This is a genomic window from Allohahella sp. A8 (assembly GCF_047946665.1).
Lineage (GTDB): Bacteria > Pseudomonadota > Gammaproteobacteria > Pseudomonadales > Oleiphilaceae > Allohahella.
Map to the genome: position 1 here is coordinate 1,416,141 of NZ_CP172312.1, position 16,692 is coordinate 1,432,832.

At 50.0% G+C, this 16,692-nt stretch carries 11 protein-coding genes and 3 pseudogenes; 12 read left to right on the forward strand and 2 right to left on the reverse strand.

The window, feature by feature from the left end; genetic code table 11:
• Positions 1-123: 123 nt before the first annotated feature.
• Positions 124-555, forward strand: a pseudogene (locus ACH3PB_RS06530) (IS5 family transposase); the annotation flags it as partial.
• Between the two features lie 210 nt (positions 556-765).
• Here ACH3PB_RS06530 and ACH3PB_RS06535 read toward each other — a convergent pair.
• The gene (locus ACH3PB_RS06535) at positions 766-831 is read right to left on the reverse strand and encodes a hypothetical protein (protein ID WP_416399425.1); all 66 of its coding nucleotides are present in this window, start codon (positions 829-831) and stop codon (positions 766-768) included.
• A gap of 54 nt (positions 832-885) precedes the next feature.
• Positions 886-1,074: a hypothetical protein gene (locus ACH3PB_RS06540; RefSeq protein WP_416398654.1), complete on the reverse strand. Its 189-nt coding sequence runs from the start codon at positions 1,072-1,074 to the stop codon at positions 886-888.
• Between the two features lie 275 nt (positions 1,075-1,349).
• Between ACH3PB_RS06540 and rffA the strand changes: the two are divergent.
• The 11 genes and pseudogenes from rffA to ACH3PB_RS06595 all read left to right on the forward strand — a co-directional run bounded on the left by rffA (position 1,350) and on the right by ACH3PB_RS06595 (position 16,690).
• Positions 1,350-2,405 (forward strand): annotated as a pseudogene (gene rffA / locus ACH3PB_RS06545) (dTDP-4-amino-4,6-dideoxygalactose transaminase).
• A 379-nt stretch (positions 2,406-2,784) separates the two neighbouring features.
• Positions 2,785-3,621, forward strand: coding sequence for an ABC transporter permease (locus ACH3PB_RS06550; RefSeq protein ID WP_416398655.1), 837 nt, complete (start codon positions 2,785-2,787; stop codon positions 3,619-3,621).
• A complete protein-coding gene (locus ACH3PB_RS06555) occupies positions 3,611-4,966 on the forward strand; it encodes an ABC transporter ATP-binding protein (protein WP_416398656.1) in 1,356 nt (451 codons plus the stop codon). The genes ACH3PB_RS06550 and ACH3PB_RS06555 overlap by 11 nt, the downstream gene beginning before the upstream one ends.
• A 70-nt stretch (positions 4,967-5,036) precedes the next feature.
• Positions 5,037-6,194, forward strand: coding sequence for a sulfotransferase family protein (locus ACH3PB_RS06560; RefSeq protein ID WP_416398657.1), 1,158 nt, complete (start codon positions 5,037-5,039; stop codon positions 6,192-6,194).
• A gap of 59 nt (positions 6,195-6,253) precedes the next feature.
• The gene (locus tag ACH3PB_RS06565; protein WP_416398658.1) at positions 6,254-9,052 is read left to right on the forward strand and encodes a glycosyltransferase; all 2,799 of its coding nucleotides are present in this window, start codon (positions 6,254-6,256) and stop codon (positions 9,050-9,052) included.
• Between the two features lie 38 nt (positions 9,053-9,090).
• Positions 9,091-9,894 (forward strand): class I SAM-dependent methyltransferase, encoded by an 804-nt coding sequence (locus ACH3PB_RS06570; RefSeq protein WP_416398659.1) that lies wholly within the window; start codon positions 9,091-9,093, stop codon positions 9,892-9,894.
• 51 nt (positions 9,895-9,945) lie between these two features.
• Positions 9,946-12,129, forward strand: coding sequence for a glycosyltransferase (locus ACH3PB_RS06575; RefSeq protein ID WP_416398660.1), 2,184 nt, complete (start codon positions 9,946-9,948; stop codon positions 12,127-12,129).
• A gap of 142 nt (positions 12,130-12,271) precedes the next feature.
• Positions 12,272-13,342 (forward strand): annotated as a pseudogene (locus tag ACH3PB_RS06580) (IS3 family transposase).
• 171 nt (positions 13,343-13,513) lie between these two features.
• Positions 13,514-15,367: a putative nucleotidyltransferase substrate binding domain-containing protein gene (locus ACH3PB_RS06585; protein WP_416398661.1), complete on the forward strand. Its 1,854-nt coding sequence runs from the start codon at positions 13,514-13,516 to the stop codon at positions 15,365-15,367.
• A 2-nt stretch (positions 15,368-15,369) separates the two neighbouring features.
• The gene (locus ACH3PB_RS06590; protein WP_416398662.1) at positions 15,370-16,008 is read left to right on the forward strand and encodes a 3'-5' exonuclease; all 639 of its coding nucleotides are present in this window, start codon (positions 15,370-15,372) and stop codon (positions 16,006-16,008) included.
• A gap of 58 nt (positions 16,009-16,066) precedes the next feature.
• The gene (locus tag ACH3PB_RS06595; protein WP_416398663.1) at positions 16,067-16,690 is read left to right on the forward strand and encodes a flavin reductase family protein; all 624 of its coding nucleotides are present in this window, start codon (positions 16,067-16,069) and stop codon (positions 16,688-16,690) included.
• Positions 16,691-16,692: the final 2 nt, after the last annotated feature.

The window sequence follows — 16,692 nt, forward strand, 5'->3', positions numbered from 1 at the left end:
AAGTTGTGTCTGCTTGGCTGCTTTGACGCACTAGGGGTTGTTGATGTTTGCGCGTAACTCTTTGAAAAGTAAAAGAAAGCTCGTATTGTTGCGGTTGCGACCCCGACAACATACGAGCTTGCAATGCCCCGACACATGCTCAGTGACGAGCTACGGACGATCTTGCTTCAATTGGATATCTACTTCAAGAGAGATCTTCGTGAAACGATCGAGGGCATACTCGATCGGATCAGAACTGGCGTGCCCTGGCGAGATCTGCCGCCAGACTTTGGGAAGTGGAATTCGGTCTATACGCGATTCAACGCCTGCTCGCGGAAAGGGGCCTGGAAGCGTCTCGAGAGACTGGTAAAGGACCCGGATCTTGAGTGGGTTTTTATGGATGGGAGTTACATCAAGGCTCATCAGCACAGTGCAGGCGCTGCTGGCGGAGAAAGCGAACGTATCGGCAAAAGCAGGGCTGGCAACACGTCCAAGATTCATCTGGCCGTTGATGCCTGTGGTTTTCCCTACGGGTTTATAGTCAGCGGTGGAGAACGGAACGGCTGCGGAGCGGCCGGTAGTTGTCAACATAGTTGCACGGTCTAGCTACGCAGCTTTTTTGGATTTCTCTGTCATCACCGCTGTTCCTTTTTTCGGCGGATTCAGCTCTACTATTTCCGTCGGCGTCCAGTCGCGAACCTCGCCAGACCATCGTCGCGGATTGCGCTGCTTCGCAGCCTGATAGACCGCTTTTCGCCGAGCCAGGATCTCGATGTCTTTGCCAGCCTAGCGCTCGGCAGGTGTGACATAATTAATGCCGCTGTGCTGATGCTCCTCGTTATACCAACGCATAAATTTATGCACCCAGGCTCTGGCATCATCGAGCGCGGCAAAGCCAGCTGACGGTCATTGGGGGCAGTATTTTACTGTCCGGAACATCGACTCGATAAAGGCATTGTCGTTGCTCACACTCGGGCGGCTGAAGCTCGGTGTGATACCCAGTTCAGTCAGTTTCTTGCGCATCGTCGGGGCCCTCATCCCGCTACCGTTGTCGCTGTGGAGCACCGGCGGCTTGTTCTGACAACCAGCCTTCAAGACAGCCTGCTGTATCAGCCTGGCATTGTGATCTGTATGCTCCGGCAATGATGCTATCGAGGGCCCTGCAACAGCGCAAGAAGGAATCTTTCGATCCTGGTTGCGAACTCAAAGTGAATGCGTTTGTGAATAGAGTCTTCCAAGGCTTCATGGCGTTAGACCTCGCTGGGATTAAGCTCGGCATAAACTTTCCCGTTGGTGGATCCAGATAGATCGTTGGGAAAAAAAATAGAATGAAAAAGCCAGCCAATGCCAATCCTTTCAACTGGCCCCACATGACAGGCAAGGAGTTGTATTACATCGCGGAAGCGCACTCTAACGGTAGTTTGGCAGGCGATGGCCATTTCACCAAGCGCTGTCTTGGTTGGCTGGAGGAGCGTACGGGGTGCAAAAAGGGGTTGCTTACCCACTCCTGTACGGCGGCACTCGAGATGGCCGCACTGTTGTTGGACATTCAGCCCGGCGACGAGATCATCATGCCCTCGTATACCTTTGTTTCTACCGCCAATGCCTTCGTGCTCCGCGGTGGGGTTCCGGTATTTGTGGACATTAGAAACGATACGTTAAATTTAGACGAGACCCTGATTGAGTCTGCTATCACACCGCGTACCCGCGCCATTGCTCCCGTGCATTACGCGGGAGTGGCTTGCGAGATGGATACGATTATGGCCATTGCCCGCCGACATGAATTGCAAGTAGTAGAGGACGCAGCGCAGGGGGTGATGGCGTCTTACAAGGGGCAGGCACTGGGAAGTATTGGCGACTTGGGGGCTTACAGCTTCCATGAGACAAAGAACGTCATCTCGGGAGAAGGAGGCGCGCTGCTTGTGAATAGCGATGATCTAAGTCTTCGTGCAGAAATCATCCGCGAAAAAGGCACCGACCGCAGCCGGTTTTTCAGAGGAGAGGTCGACAAGTATACTTGACAAGAAGTCGGTTCATCATTCCTGCCAGGAGAGCTTATTGCTGCCTTTCTGTGGGCACAACTCGAAGAGGCAGATCGAATAACCAAAGAACGGATGGCAATCTGGCAACGGTACCACGAGCTCCTTAAGCCGCTTGAAGCTAAGGGACTATTGAGACGCCCAATTATTCCCGACGAGTGCGAACACAACGCCCATATGTACTATGTTCTCCTGTCGTTGGAAATCGACCGCCAAAAGGTGCTTGATGCGTTCAGGGGCAGTGAAATCTGGTCGGTTTTCCACTACGTACCGCTTCACTCCTCGCCTGCCGGTAAACGTTATGGTCGGACACATGGTACTAGATGCCACGAATCTCCACTCGGAACGGCTAGTCCGCTTACCGCTGTGGGTCGGATTGTCGGATGAACAGCAGGACCGCGTCGTGGAGGTTCTCCTGCGTGCTGCCGGCTGATCTTCAGCCGATATGTAGCCGCGCCTTAAGCTCGGTCTCATGCGCGATCCCGAGCATGGCGGACGCTCAACACAGGCAGGCGGCCTTACCTGATACATATGTTTCGTTCGCCAGATGGCTTTGAAAACGGGATTCATAGACTGGGCTCGTCGGCATTGCACCCTTTTCGATGAATCTATACTATTCAGCCGCAACAAGGGAGGCTGCGTCCTCCGCTTTTCAAGATGCTGAAGCCTGGCATTCGACCCTGGAAGCATTTCCTGTAGCCGTAGAAGCTCTTCTACCAATGGGTTTTCCACGCTGTCCTCGAATAAAGTTTTGGATACACCAAGTATGAGTAGAAACTCCCATACCAGCCACTCCGCCTCACTGATCAAGCTCTGGAAGCGAGCTCTCGAGAACAGATACCTCGTGGTGCAAATCTCTCGAAGAGAGATAGCCGCGCGGTATAAAGGCTCGATGCTGGGCACGGCATGGGCCTTCTTGACGCCTATCATAATGCTCGCGATCTATACTTTCGTGTTTTCGATTGTTTTCAAAGCTCGCTGGGACACCGGCAGTAGCGAGTTAACGCCACATTTTGCGCTTCTTCTTTTTTCTGGTCTGATCGTCCACGGTTTCTTCGCTGAAATTATAAGTAATTCGCCAAATCTGATAGTTTCAAATGCCAATTTCGTAAAAAAAGTCATATTTCCCATAGATCTGCTGTCCGTATCATCAGTCGGCACAGCATTTTATAATTCTGCAGTTAGTGTGCTCGTCCTCATGTTGGCTTATGCGGTTCTCAACGGTGTGATTCATCCAACCTCAATCTTGGTCGTTATCATATTGCTTCCTCTCGGAATCCTTGGCGTTGGTATTTCGTGGTTCCTTTCGTCTATGGGTGTGTACGTGAGAGACCTTCATCAAGCCATGGGTCTGATTACTTCGGCTCTACTTTTCTTGGCACCAGTTTTCTACCCTATCACGGCCCTGCCGGAAGAACATCGATGGCTGTTAATGATAAATCCGCTGACATTTATCATAGAAGAGTTCCGAGCAGTAATAATTTGGGGAAATATGCCGGACTGGAGGGGGTTGGTAATTTATTATGCCATCGCAACGGCAGTTGCTAAGGTAGGTTATTACTGGTTTCAGAAGACTCGCAAGGGTTTCGCTGATGTGCTCTGATACGGTGATTAATGTAGATAATGTGGCAAAGTTTTACCACATTTATGAGAAGCCAGCAGATCGATTGAAGCAGTTTGTTTTACCGAGACTGCGACGCCATATGCAAATGAAGGCTCGTGTCTACTACAGCGAGTTTGAAGCGTTGAAAGGTGTTAGTTTCAAAGTCCGGCGCGGAGAGACTGTTGGCATAGTCGGACACAATGGCTCGGGCAAGTCAACCTTGTTACAGCTAATCTGTGGAACTCTGAACCCCTCAGAAGGCACGGTTGAGACAACGGGTAGAATCGCGGCTTTGCTAGAACTTGGGTCGGGTTTTAATCCGGAGTTTACCGGGCGCGAGAACGTGTATCTCAACGGTGCAGTGCTCGGGCTCACGGTTCAAGAGATTGATGAAAAATATAGCGAGATTGAAAAGTTTGCCGATATCGGCAATTTTATAGATCAGCCAGTAAAAACATACTCTAGCGGAATGGTTGTCAGATTGGCGTTTTCCGTTGCCATTAACCTTGAACCGAAGATACTCATCGTCGATGAAGCACTTGCAGTTGGCGACGAGCGCTTCCAGCGAAAATGCTTTGCCAAGATCGAAGATATTAAACGTAGTGGTGCGACCATATTGTTCGTGTCACATTCAGCAAGTGCTGTAATTGAGCTGTGTGATAGAGCAATCTTATTAGATCATGGGAGACTGTTGGCCGAGGGGGCGCCCAAGATGATAGTAGGCTACTATCAAAAACTGATGTATTCCCCCGTTGACCAGCGCCAGGCCATTATCCAAAGTTTTACTGAAGAGACGAAGGCTTTAGCGACTAGCGGAATTGAGGAAAGTTCATCTTCTGAGGAGGCCTTCGCTGAAAGCTTCGATGAGAATTTGCATTCTGACAGCGCGGTTAGGTACGGCGAGGCAAAGATTGATATAGCCGATATCAGAATCTTGAACGGCCGAGGTGACCGCGTAAATACGCTTCTCGGTGGAGAAATCTACACCTTCAACTATACGGTGCGCTTTCGTGAGCAAGCGTCTCATGTCCGATTTGGAATTATGATCAAAACGATCACTGGAATTGAAGTTGGTGGCAGTTCTTCTTCATCTGAAGGAAGAAAATCAGGTGCACAAGCGGACTGTAGCGGCTGTTATTCAGTGAGCTTTGAGTGGAACTGTAGCCTAAACCCTGGTTTCTACTTCTTCAATGTAGGCGTGAGAGGTTTGAACTCCGACGGTGAGGATAGCTTCCTGGCGAGAATTGTAGATGCCATGCCTTTCAAAGTGGCTGGGAGTGAAGACCGACTGTCTACTGGGGTCGTTAACTTCTCGCTGAAACCTTTTTTTACGAAGTCCAACTAAGAACGCCCACGCTCGACGAGCCTATTCTCCTATAGGGAAGTAGTCGAATTGCAAGTAAATGGAGAGATTTTTGAAAAAAACCGTTGTCGTAGTACTAGCGATGCACAGGTCGGGGTCCAGCGCCTTAACTCGTGGGCTTTGCACCTTTGGGGTTGAGCTTGGGGACAATCTTATGCCTCCCGCGAAGGGGGAAAACGATAAAGGCTTCTGGGAAGATATCAGCTTCCACGCTTTGAACGAACAGTTGCTTAAAAAAATGGGCACATCCTGGGATTCGCCGGCCCCGTCAAGAAATATTGATGAATTTGAGCTCATTGCTGAGACTAAAGCCGCATTATCCCTGCTACAGGCAAGGCTTGCAGAAACTGATGTCTTTGGCTTCAAAGACCCCCGAACATCTATTCTGTTACCATTCTGGAAAGAGGTTTTTAAACAAGCCCATGTGGATGTTAAGTACGTCTTTTCGGTGAGGCAGCCACAAGCGATCGCTCAGTCTCTCCTGGTTCGGGATGGCATACCACTTGAAGTAGGCCTCTTGCTGTATATTAAATATGTTTCTGAAGCGATGGCTCATACGCATCAGGAGCATTTGAGCTATGTTTCTTATGGTAACTTAATAGAAGATCCTGCATACCAAATAAAGCGGCTGGCTCTCAAATTGGGATTTGAGAAATCTATTAATGAAATGGATCTCGATAACTATTGCGCTGACTTCATATCCAAAGATCTTTCGCATTTTAACGAGACGAACTTTCATATAAGTAGCGTTGCTATACTTAATCACGCCGAACGTCTGTACCAGTTGATGCTTTCTAAAGCAAATGATGAGCTTGCAACGTCTTTAAACTCGCATATCGAAAATAGTCCGCACTCCGTAATTGACCGTGGACTCCACCCTGCGGATGTTGTCGAAGTCTTAATGCGGCTTTACAAGGCAAGTCAACATGAATTTAAATCGCACCACACGAAGTCTGAAAAAATTCGGTTCACTCTCCAGGAGAAGATCAACGCTTTGCAGCATGAGATTAAGATGCTAGAACTTAAATCTATTGCTACTACTGATGAACTTAAATATCTCAGGTTCTTAAAATTAGATAATGAGCAGACGCTTCAGAATCTGAAATCTATGTACGAAACGGCAAGATTGGACAATGCCCAGCTTATAACTGATGCGCGCTTAACTCGGTCGAGACGTATAGTGAAGATAATGAATAAATTTGGGCTATGATCGGAAGATCGTCTGTGTGATTCAGCATGCTGATACTGTGAGAAGGTAATATTCACTTGATGAAATATAAAATCGCTAATCAGATAAATGAAAAGCTGCGTAAGTTAAAGAACATGACTCGCGATAGATATGGCCTAGGTCTACATCAAGATGTCGAGGCCCTGTTTTCGCCAGAATATTATCTCCGTTGTTATCCAGACATCCGGTCTGCGAAAGTTTCTGCATTCGAACACTACATTACGAGGGGGTGGGCTGAAGGGCGCAATCCAAGCCCGTTTTTTGATACTGAATTCTACTTAATGCACAACGCTGACGTAGCAAGAGCTGGAATGAATCCCCTCAACCATTTCTGTCGATATGGCTGGCGCGAACATCGAGACCCTTCGGCTGGCTTCGATGTAGAATTTTATCTTTCTCATCATCCGGATGTGGCAGCTGCCGGAGTGAATCCACTTCTTCATTATATGAAATTCGGTGAGAATGAGCGTAGAGTTACCAATAGCAGAGGAAGCGCTTTAGATCATGCTTCAGCAAGAGAAATACAATTAGAAGACCTCGATACACAGCCAACGTTGCCCCCGACACCCTTGGCGTCGATAATCATTGTGAACTTCAATGGCGCATCTTACCTTGAGAAACTGTTTGATAGCCTAAAGATTCAGAGTTACTCCAACTTCGAGATCATTTTTGTCGATAATGCCTCGAATGATCAGTCGGTTACTCTCGCTCGAAACTTCCCTGCAGCTATAAAGATAATTGAAAACGCAGCTAATCTTGGCTTCGCCGAAGGGTGTAATATAGGTTTTCGGGCCTCGGTTGGCTCAGTAATAGTTTTGCTTAATAATGACGTGAGAGTTGAGGGAAATTGGCTTCATGAACTTATACGTCCATTAGAAACCTATTCTAGAGTCGGCGCCGTAACATCCAAAGTTCGGTTCGAAGGAAAATTCCTTGAAATAACTTTAGCTACAAAAAAAATACAGCAGCTGAATTACCAGCGTTTGCTGGAAACTCTTAGCTACCCGAAAGTTTTTATCCAAAGCGGTCACGAAGAAGCTCAGATTTTGTGCATTCACCCTGACTGTCCTTTGAGACTATTCATCCCTATCGAAAAGTCACTTACCCTTCAGTTCGAAGAAGCTATTAATCCGGACGACATCACTATTGCTTTATCAGGCAATACCAAATCGTTTCGAAGTAAGTTAGAAGACGATACAACCCTATATCTAGAGCTGGATCACTTCGACCACCAACAGGCTTTCTTCGTAATTAATAATGCCGGCAGTGGGCAGGCGGCCAATGGAATGCCCTTCGACAGGGGCTTCGGCGAGCGCGACTCTCTTAAGTTTAGCAATCCTCAGCTAGTTCCTTTTCTGTGTGGATGTTCAACCGCATTCAAAAGGTTCGCACTTGAAGATGAAGAAATTTTCTTTTCCGACTTCTTCGCATACTTCGAGGACTCCGATCTGTCTCGTCGACTACGCCGCAGGGGTTATGAAATTTTATACAATCCTGGAAGTGTTCTCTATCATTATCACTCTGCCACGAGCATAGAGAAAAGTGTGCGTTGGAGGACCCTAACCTACCGTAATCGGGTCCTTTACGAACTACTCGATAAGGATATCGTAGAAGCGGAAGCCCTCTACGAAACAAAAAGGTTAGAGTCAGCGCATCTAGCGAATTTTGTGCTCGGCAATGCTTGCACCGATGATGACAAGGAGTTTGCTAGAAATCTATCTACGGTGCCGGTCGTCTGGGCTGAAACCGTCAATAAGATCCGTAATGCTGTGCCCCTTTATCGTCGGCCGTACAAGAAAATCGGAGTCTACAATAGTTACTGGAACAGCTTGGGAGGTGGCGAAGCTCGAGCACTTTTGGTCGCGCAGTACTTGACTGGGATCGGCGATGTTGAGCTCATAAGTGAAACCAACTTCGATCTTGATGCGCTTGCAGCATATTTCTCGGTTGAGTTGTCTAGCGTAAAAAAACGAATAATTTCTGAACCCTACGAGTCTCTGAGTCTTGAATATGATGTTTTTGTAAATTCAACTTATCAATCGACCCTTGTGTCCAAAGCTAAACAGTCTTTCTACCTGGTGAGCTTTCCCACACCGGGCGCGTCCGCGGCATTCATTAATTCGTATACTTTTCTCGCAAACTCTGAGTTTACGCGGCAGTGGTGCTTACGCTATTGGGGCGAAAGCTCGAACGTGCAGCTTCTCTACCCTCCATATCGTTCCGACTTAATCGACAGCAAAGTAGCTCTGCATAAGGAAAAACTTATTTTAAGTGTCGGTAGGTTTACGCCGCACGGCCATTCGAAAAAGCAGTTGGAGATGGTATCGGCTTTTAAGGACTTGGCGACAAACCACCCCGCTTCTGGGTGGAGGTTGATGCTCATAGGCAGTGTAGATAGCAACGATCCTGAGAATGTTGCCTATTATGACGCTGTGAGAATAGCGGCGGAGGGTTTTCCCATCGACGTTTATCGGGACGCAACTTTTGAATTCGTCCAATCTGCCATGAGAAACTGCTCTGTTTATTGGCATATGACTGGCTATGGTGAGCAGGAGCTTCAACATCCTGAGCTTTTTGAGCATTTTGGCATGACAGTAATTGAAGCAATCGGAATGGGGGCTTTTCCGATAGTACTTAATGCTGCAGGGCCAAGAGAGATCGTGCAAACCACTGGGGTGGGAGATCTCGTTGGTAGCCTTGAGGAGCTTGCCGATAAAACAGCCAATTATATTCAGAATCATTCAGGAGGTTCTGTTCAAGTCCAGCACGATGTTTTAGCAACATTCAGTGAAGCTGCACATAATGCAAATTTACGTAAACTTCTTACGATCAATAGCTGATGAAACTTCCTTTTTCTTTTAATCGACGGACTAAGCCCATGAATAGTATTTGCCCTCTCTGCGCCAAGCCGGCTACGTATTCTGAAAATAATCTCGGTATTCATTGCGAAGGGCTGAACTGTTCCGAGTGTGGCTGTAACGCCCGCAACCGTTTCTACTACGCGGCAATAAATTTTGCTCTAGGTGAATTTAAGAATGGGGAAAACTATTCTTTGTCAATGCTTGAGTCCTCAAGCGAAGGATATCGGCTGCTTAAAGACGCCTATATTATTCAGCTCGACCGGGCGGGCACGAACGTTATTTGTGCTGACTTCTATCAGGCGGGCTTCCAAAGTCCTGAAAATGTCGACCTTATGAATATACATTTCGAATCCGGACGATTCGATATTATAGCTAGTTCCCATGTTCTCGAGCATATCCCTGATGATCTTGCAGCAATTAGTGAATGCTACCGAGTCTTGCGACCAGGGGGTGTCCTTGTTTTAGGGATCCCGATTCAAACCGACTTCACCTTTCCCGTCGATAACGAAGTGCACGGTGATAATGCAAAAGTCTTTCGCCGCAATGGCTGGGACGTCATTGAAAAACTCAAATTAGCAGGCTTCGAAGTTACGGTGAAAGTTCCCCCTGAGTGTCCTGGGCTTTTGCAGGCGAGCAACAGAAACTTAACGTCGCTGGCAATCGACAATATCATGGTCGGCCAGAAGTTTTCAGCGGAATTCAACAAATACCAGGCATTATTTTCTCCGCTCTGCTCAGCAGCGTATTCAAAGTCTCAAAGATTCGCTGAAATTTCAGGTGCTCTCGAAATATTTATTGCTCGTAAGCCTTACCGTCTATAGTGAAGGTGGTTTGGGATTCAGGGAACTTTACAATAATCCGGATAACTTGGTATGCCTAGAGTCGTAGCATCTGATGTTTACAGTATCGAAGAGATAGCATGTAGAAGAGAGAATGGCGTCTCTATAGTTGTTCCGATTTACAAAAATGCTGAGGTTACCCTGCGGTGCATTTTATCATGTCTGGTCGCACTCGAGCGAATGCCGGGCGCTCAACTTTATCTGATTAACGATGCCAGCCCTGAAAGAGAAATAAAAGCTCTTCTCTCGTCATTCATGGAGCATCAGAGCGTGCATGTTCTGGAGAACCAAAGTAATCTTGGCTTTGTTCATACGGTTAATCGCGGCGTAGAGTTAGCGGGAAATCACGATGTGATATTGGTTAACAGCGATGTAGTTGTATCGCCGGATTGCTTTGAGACGCTTGCACTCGATGCTTATTCCAATAAGCGAATTGCCACTGTTAGTCCCTTTTCGAACAATGCGACGATATGTAGTTTCCCCGAATTTCCAGTCGAAAGCACCACTTTTTCTGATCAGCCTTTAATCCGGCTATGGAGCGCATTTAATTCAGCTCGCCTCCCCCTGATTTCCGCCCCAACAGGCGTGGGATTCTGCTTATATATAAAACGACGAGCATTGATTGAAATAGGACAGTTGGACGCGAAAAATTTTCCCCGCGGGTACGGTGAGGAAAACGATTTCTGTCAACGAGCTATAGCTCATGGTTGGATGAATGCTATATCAGCAAATTGTTATGCCCACCATGAAGGAAGCATCAGTTTTGGATCTCAGAAAGATCAATTGATCGAGCGCGCAATGCAAACCTTGGATCGGATTTATCCAACGTATCACCAACAAGTCGCGCAATTCATTTCTGCCGATCCTCTGGTCCATCATCGTTTACTGCGATATCTTCAAGTATCGTTCCAGACCGCGTCACCTATAGTCTTGCATGTCTTGCATAATCTCGGAGGAGGGGTTCGGCAACATGTCGATGAGCTCAAGGATGTGATCGCTAAGAAGATTATTTCCTTCGAATTGCTGCCCCTATCATCGGAAGCCTGTCTATTGCGAATTGGCCATCCAAACCGATTATTCTCGGTATCTTTTCCTCAGGGAAACTTTAGCGAGTTACTGCTTTTCCTGCAGCTAGCGGGTATTGACTGCGTCCATTTTCACCAAACGAGCGGGTTCGACGCCTCTATATACGACTTGCCTCTTAAACTCTCGTGCAAAAGCATTATCACTGCACATGATTTTCAGGCGTTCTTCGGAACGCCGACCTTGACTGATAGCAATGGCCGGTTCGACAATGCGAAGATTGAAACGGGGGTCTGTTCGATACCCCGTGCTATCCTAGACTCTTCACTCGTAATATTTCCATCCTTATCGACGAAAGAGATCGTTCTACAGAAAATCGTGCCATCGCGTCACGTAACTACTCCGCATCCTGAACCGGGGCGTAATACAGCTTCAGACGCTCTACCCTTCAAGCGAAAGAAAAGTTATACCATAGCCGCTGTCGGTGCCCTCGGTTTGGAAAAAGGCGCGGATCGGCTAGAAGCCGTGGCTAAGGAACTAGCTCCCTGTGGTAAGTTTCAGGTCAAGCTTATAGGCTACGCCTATCGTTTGTTAACTGGTGTAACAACTACCGGTCCGTACAACGATGCTGACTTAAAAGATATCATTAGAAGCGAAGGTGCTGACATTCTACTCTTCACTGCTCTGTGGCCAGAAACGTATAGTTATACATTGAGCTACGCAATAGATTCTGGCTTGCCTATTATCGCTCCTAGAATTGGCGCCTTTAGCGAGCGAACTGCAGGTCGACCAAACGTCTTTTTGTACGATATAGATGTAGATAACGATAAGTTGGCAGCGCTAGTATCTGAAGCAATCGCTGAGCTAGAAGAGCTTGCTGTTATTCCACCTAATGAACAATTAGTGGTTAACTATTTGCCAGATTTTTATGTAGCGCCATATCTCAACGAGGTTGGATTGCGGCGCCGTATTTCGCACGAGTTAGATTTCACCTATATATCGGGTTTGCAAGTAACAGCTCGCGAGGTTGAGAAAGCCACATTTCGAGAGAAAATTTTCATTTTTTTGTGGCGCTATTCTCATACATTTGGAGTTGCTCAGTTGCTACGCTTACTTCCGTTCGGTCTGAAAAGGTATTTGAAAAGGTCGCTTACAAGGCGCAGTGTAATAGACGTCCGTAAAAGAGTCGGATGAATCTTTTTCTCGGTATGTTGTTGACTATTCAGGCTTTGGTATGGTTGGTGCCGTGAGCTTCTATGAGTTACTTGTATTCCCCCCAGATTCTAACGGAACTTTTGAGTAGAGCGTTTTATGATGAGAACGTCAGGAGCGATCTATGAAGAAATCACGTTTTGCCGACAGCCAGATTATGGCGATTCTGAAGCAGCACGAGAACGGCGTATCAATCGCTGATCTGGCGCGAGAGCACGCCTGTAGCACTGCGATGATCTACCAGTGGCGCAGCAAGTTCGGCGGCATGGATGCCTCGCTCATGAGGCGTATGAAAGAGCTCGAAGCAGAGAATGCCAGGCTCAAGAAGATGTATGCAGAAGAGCGCATCAAATCCGAGATTCGCAAGGAAGCGCTCGAGGAAAGTTGTAAGGCCAACTCAACGACGAGAGATGGCCAGAGCGGCCGTTGAGGAACACGGCCTGTCGATTCGTCTGGCTCGCGAATGCTTCAGCATCAGCGAGACTTGTTACCGCTACAGGAGTCGGCTATCGAGCGAGAACGCTCAGATCGCTCACTGGTTGATGCAGCTCACCAGCACCCACCGCCGATGGCGCTTTGGCTTGTGCTATTTCTATCTGCGCAACGTGAAAGGCTATCGATGGAACCATAAGCGCGTGTATCGGATTTATCGGGAGTTGGAGCTGAACCTGCGTATCTAGCCTAGGCGACGGCTCAAGCGCGAAGGGCCTGATGCACTCAGCGTCCCGACTGCGCCAAATCAGGTGGTCTTTGGACTTCATGAGCGACACACTTCTCGATGGCAGGAAGCTGCGAATACTGAATGTGATCGATGACTACAACCGTGAGGGTCTAGCGGTGGATGTGGATCTGTCGATGCCCAGTCCTCGTGTTATCCGATTTATGGAGCAGATCATCGAGAGCCTGCAGCGATTCGTTGTGATAATGGGCCCGAACTGCTGTCGGGGCCGCTGGTGGCCCGGGCGAACAAGCAGCAAATCACGATGCTTTACATACAGCCGGGTAAGCCAACACAGAATGCCTACATCGAGCGGTTCAACAGGACGGCTCGCCGCGAATGGTTGGACTTGCATCTCTTCGAGTCGGTTGCGCACGCTAGCTTGCAGCTACGCAATGGCTCTGGACTTACAACAACGAACGGACAAATACGGCTATTGGTGGAGTGCCACCGAGGTGGCTGCTGCGAGCAGCTTAGGCTCTATGAAAAAGCCCGGTTAGGAATGGGGGGATTACATAACCAGCTAGATGACGAGTGAGTTGATTTGCTTGGGGCTATCACTTCGCAAGGCTGGTGAATTGCGGGCTCTCCACACATTCGACCTTCGTCTACTAACACCCCACCCCCAATTCGATCAAAAATGTGAGGATGACACCAGACCTCGCCCCCATAGAAGCCTTCATAGCTTCCCACCACCCCTTCTCCGAGCTCCCGCCCGAGTCACTCAGGGAACTTGCTCACGCCGTCCAAATTCTATACCGAACGGCCGGCGATCATGGTGACTTCCTCGATCCGGACAAGCCGCGGCTGTATATCATCCGCAAGGGTGCCATCGAGTTGAAGTCGAGCGACGGCAAGCTTATAGACAGGCTGGGGCCTGGCGCAAGCTTCGGATTTCCCTACCTCTTGACCGGGGAGATATCTGGCAATCAGATTATTGCGACCGAAGACATCCTGGTGTATGCAGTGCCGGCGAGTACATTTCATGCCCTGAGGCACCGTCATCCGGCTTTTGAGCGCTACTTTACCCAGGCGCTGGCGGCTCGCTTTCGCCTTCGTAACGACGATAGCGCGTATCGGGCGGTGCAGCGTATCTCTGAGGTCATGACAAGGCAATTGGTCGCCATCGAGGCGGATGCAGCCATCAAGGATGCTGCGATCCTGATGACAGAAAAACGGGTGTCATCGGTGCTGGTGACGGAGGGCGACCGCCTGGTCGGCATCGTCACCGATCGTGACCTGAGGGCCAGAGTATTGGCCGTCTCAGGTGACCCGGGAGAAGCGATCAGCACGATCATGACCGTGCAGCCGGTCTCGGCCACGCGCGACATGTTCGTGCATGAAGCCGGCCTGCTCATGCTGCAGCACAACGTTCACCATCTACCGGTGCTCGATGGTGAGCGTCCGATTGGAGTAATGAGTGCGTCGGACTTGTTGAGGGTACGTAATACCGACCCGCTCTACCTGGTGAGCAAGATTGCGAAGAGCAAAACGCTCAAGGAGCTCAAGGCGCATGCCTCTCAGACCCAGCGCCTGCTGTTCGAGCTGATCAGGGCCGATCTCACCGCGGAAAACATCGCGCAGATCTTCACCGGTATCAACGATGCCCTAACCCGCCGCTTGATAGAATTGGCTCAGGGTGACCTGGGTGAGGCGCCAGCAGATTTCTGCTGGCTCAGTTTTGGCTCTCAGGCGCGAATGGAGCAGCACGCGGGTTCGGATCAGGACAATGCGCTAGTGTATCTCCCGGCCGGGCCTGAAGCAGATATTGAGAGCACCAAAGCCTATTTCCTCAAGCTGGCGACCTTCGTCTGTCAAGGGCTGGATCAATGCGGCTTTCCGCTCTGCCTTGGCGATATCATGGCGAAGAATCCCAAGTGGTGCCTGTCTTTCGACCAGTGGGTTCAGGCTTTCGATGGCTGGATCGAGCAGCCCAGCCGCAAGGGCCTGATGCATAGCAGTATCTTCTACGACATCAGAGGCATCGCAGGCGACACCCATCTTTCCAGCCGACTGCAGAGTCAGGTGCTGGCGAGGGCGCGAAAGCGGGATATCTTTCTGGCGCTCATGACGAAGAATGCGCTCAGCCGTAAGACGCCGCTGGGATTCTTCAAGCAATTTGCCGTTACGCGAAGTGGTCAGAACGAAGCGACGCTTGACCTCAAGCATTTCGGCCTGAGCCTGATCACGGATATCGCTCGGGTTTATGCGCTGAGTGCCGCTCTCCCCGAAACCGCTACCCCCGCGCGTCTGCGAGCTTGCGCAGCAGCTGGTGTGCTGAATCAGGATGATGCCAACAACCTGCTGGACGCCTTCGAGTTCATCTGCCACCTACGTCTGCGTAATCAGCTGGACCAGCTCGAGGCCGGTCAGCAGCCTGACAATATGCTCGACCCGAAAGTGCTCAGCAGTCTGCAGCGGAATCACCTCAAGGCTGTGTTTCGCCTGATCGATCGGGCCCAACGCGGTCTCGAGCAGCGCTTCAGCCGAGGGTTGGTGTAGTCATGGGTCTGTTGCAGCGTCTTTTTGGCGGCCCGGGTGCCGGCTTCGAGCGACCATGGCTCGAATACCCGCTGCTGGCAGTCGATCTGGAGATGAACTCGCTTGATCCGGAGACTGGTGCGATCGTGAGCATTGGCGCCGTGGGTATAGAGGATGGCGAGGTCTGTCTATCGACAGCGAGTCATTGGCTGATCGAGGCGACTGAAAGCGTCGGCGAGAGCGCCATCATACACGGCATCACCGACACCGAGCGCCGCAGTGGCGTGACATTGGCTCAGGCGCTGACAGAGCTGCAGGCCGTAGCGGCCGATCATGTCCTCATTTTTCACCATGCCTTTCTTGATCTCCGCTTCCTGGAAGCAGCCCTCGATCGTCTTGGGTTGCCACCGCTGGATGCGCCGCATATCGACACGATGAAGCTCGAGCAGCGACGTCTCGAGCGCTCGGGCCAGCCGCTGACCCACGATTCGCTGCTGCTGAGTCAGTGTCGCCAGCGCTACGACCTGCCGGTTTACCCGGCGCATAATGCCCTGCACGATGCGCTCAGTACCGCTGAGCTGGCCATTGTGCAGTTTCGCCAGATGAGCGGCTCCAAGCCCCTGCCCCTGTCGAGCTTTGTCGAGCGCGCCCGCCCCCTGTAGACTGAGCCTATGCCCAGGGCGCAGTGAAAGCCCTTTCTCCTTTTTCCGGACCTTATAAATGATTGTTGACTTTTCCGATCTCAGTAGCGCACGCGTCTATCAATGGATGACTCAAAGCGTGATCCCACGACCCATCGCCTGGGTGCTCTCGAGCAATGCCGAGGGTGCTGCCGACCCCTACAATCTGGCGCCATTTTCCTATTTCACCGCTGTGTCCAGCGCGCCGCCCACTGTCATCTTTTCAGCGGGCCGAAAGAGCGAAGACGCTTTCAAGGACAGCTATGTCAACGTGAGTGAACGAAGGCACTGTGTCATCAACATCGCTTCGGCGGGGCAAATGGCGGCGGTGACCGAAACCTCGCGCACCCTGCCCTATGGCGAGTCCGAGCTGAGTCGAGCGGGGCTGGAACTGACTGATTTCGAGGGTTTTCACCTACCAAGAGTCGCAGGCTCTCCGATCGCATTCGCTTGCGAATACTTGCAGACCATCGAAGTGGGCCCTAGCCCGCAAATGCTGGTCTTGTGTGAAGTCAAACAGCTGTATGTGGATAACGCTGTGATGACGGTGGACGATAAGGGCCGGCCGCTGATCGATGCCCTGAAAGCTGACCCGCTGTGCCGGCTCGGTGGCGGTCAGTATGCCTCACTCGGCGAGGTATTTACGCTCCCGAGACCAAGCTGATT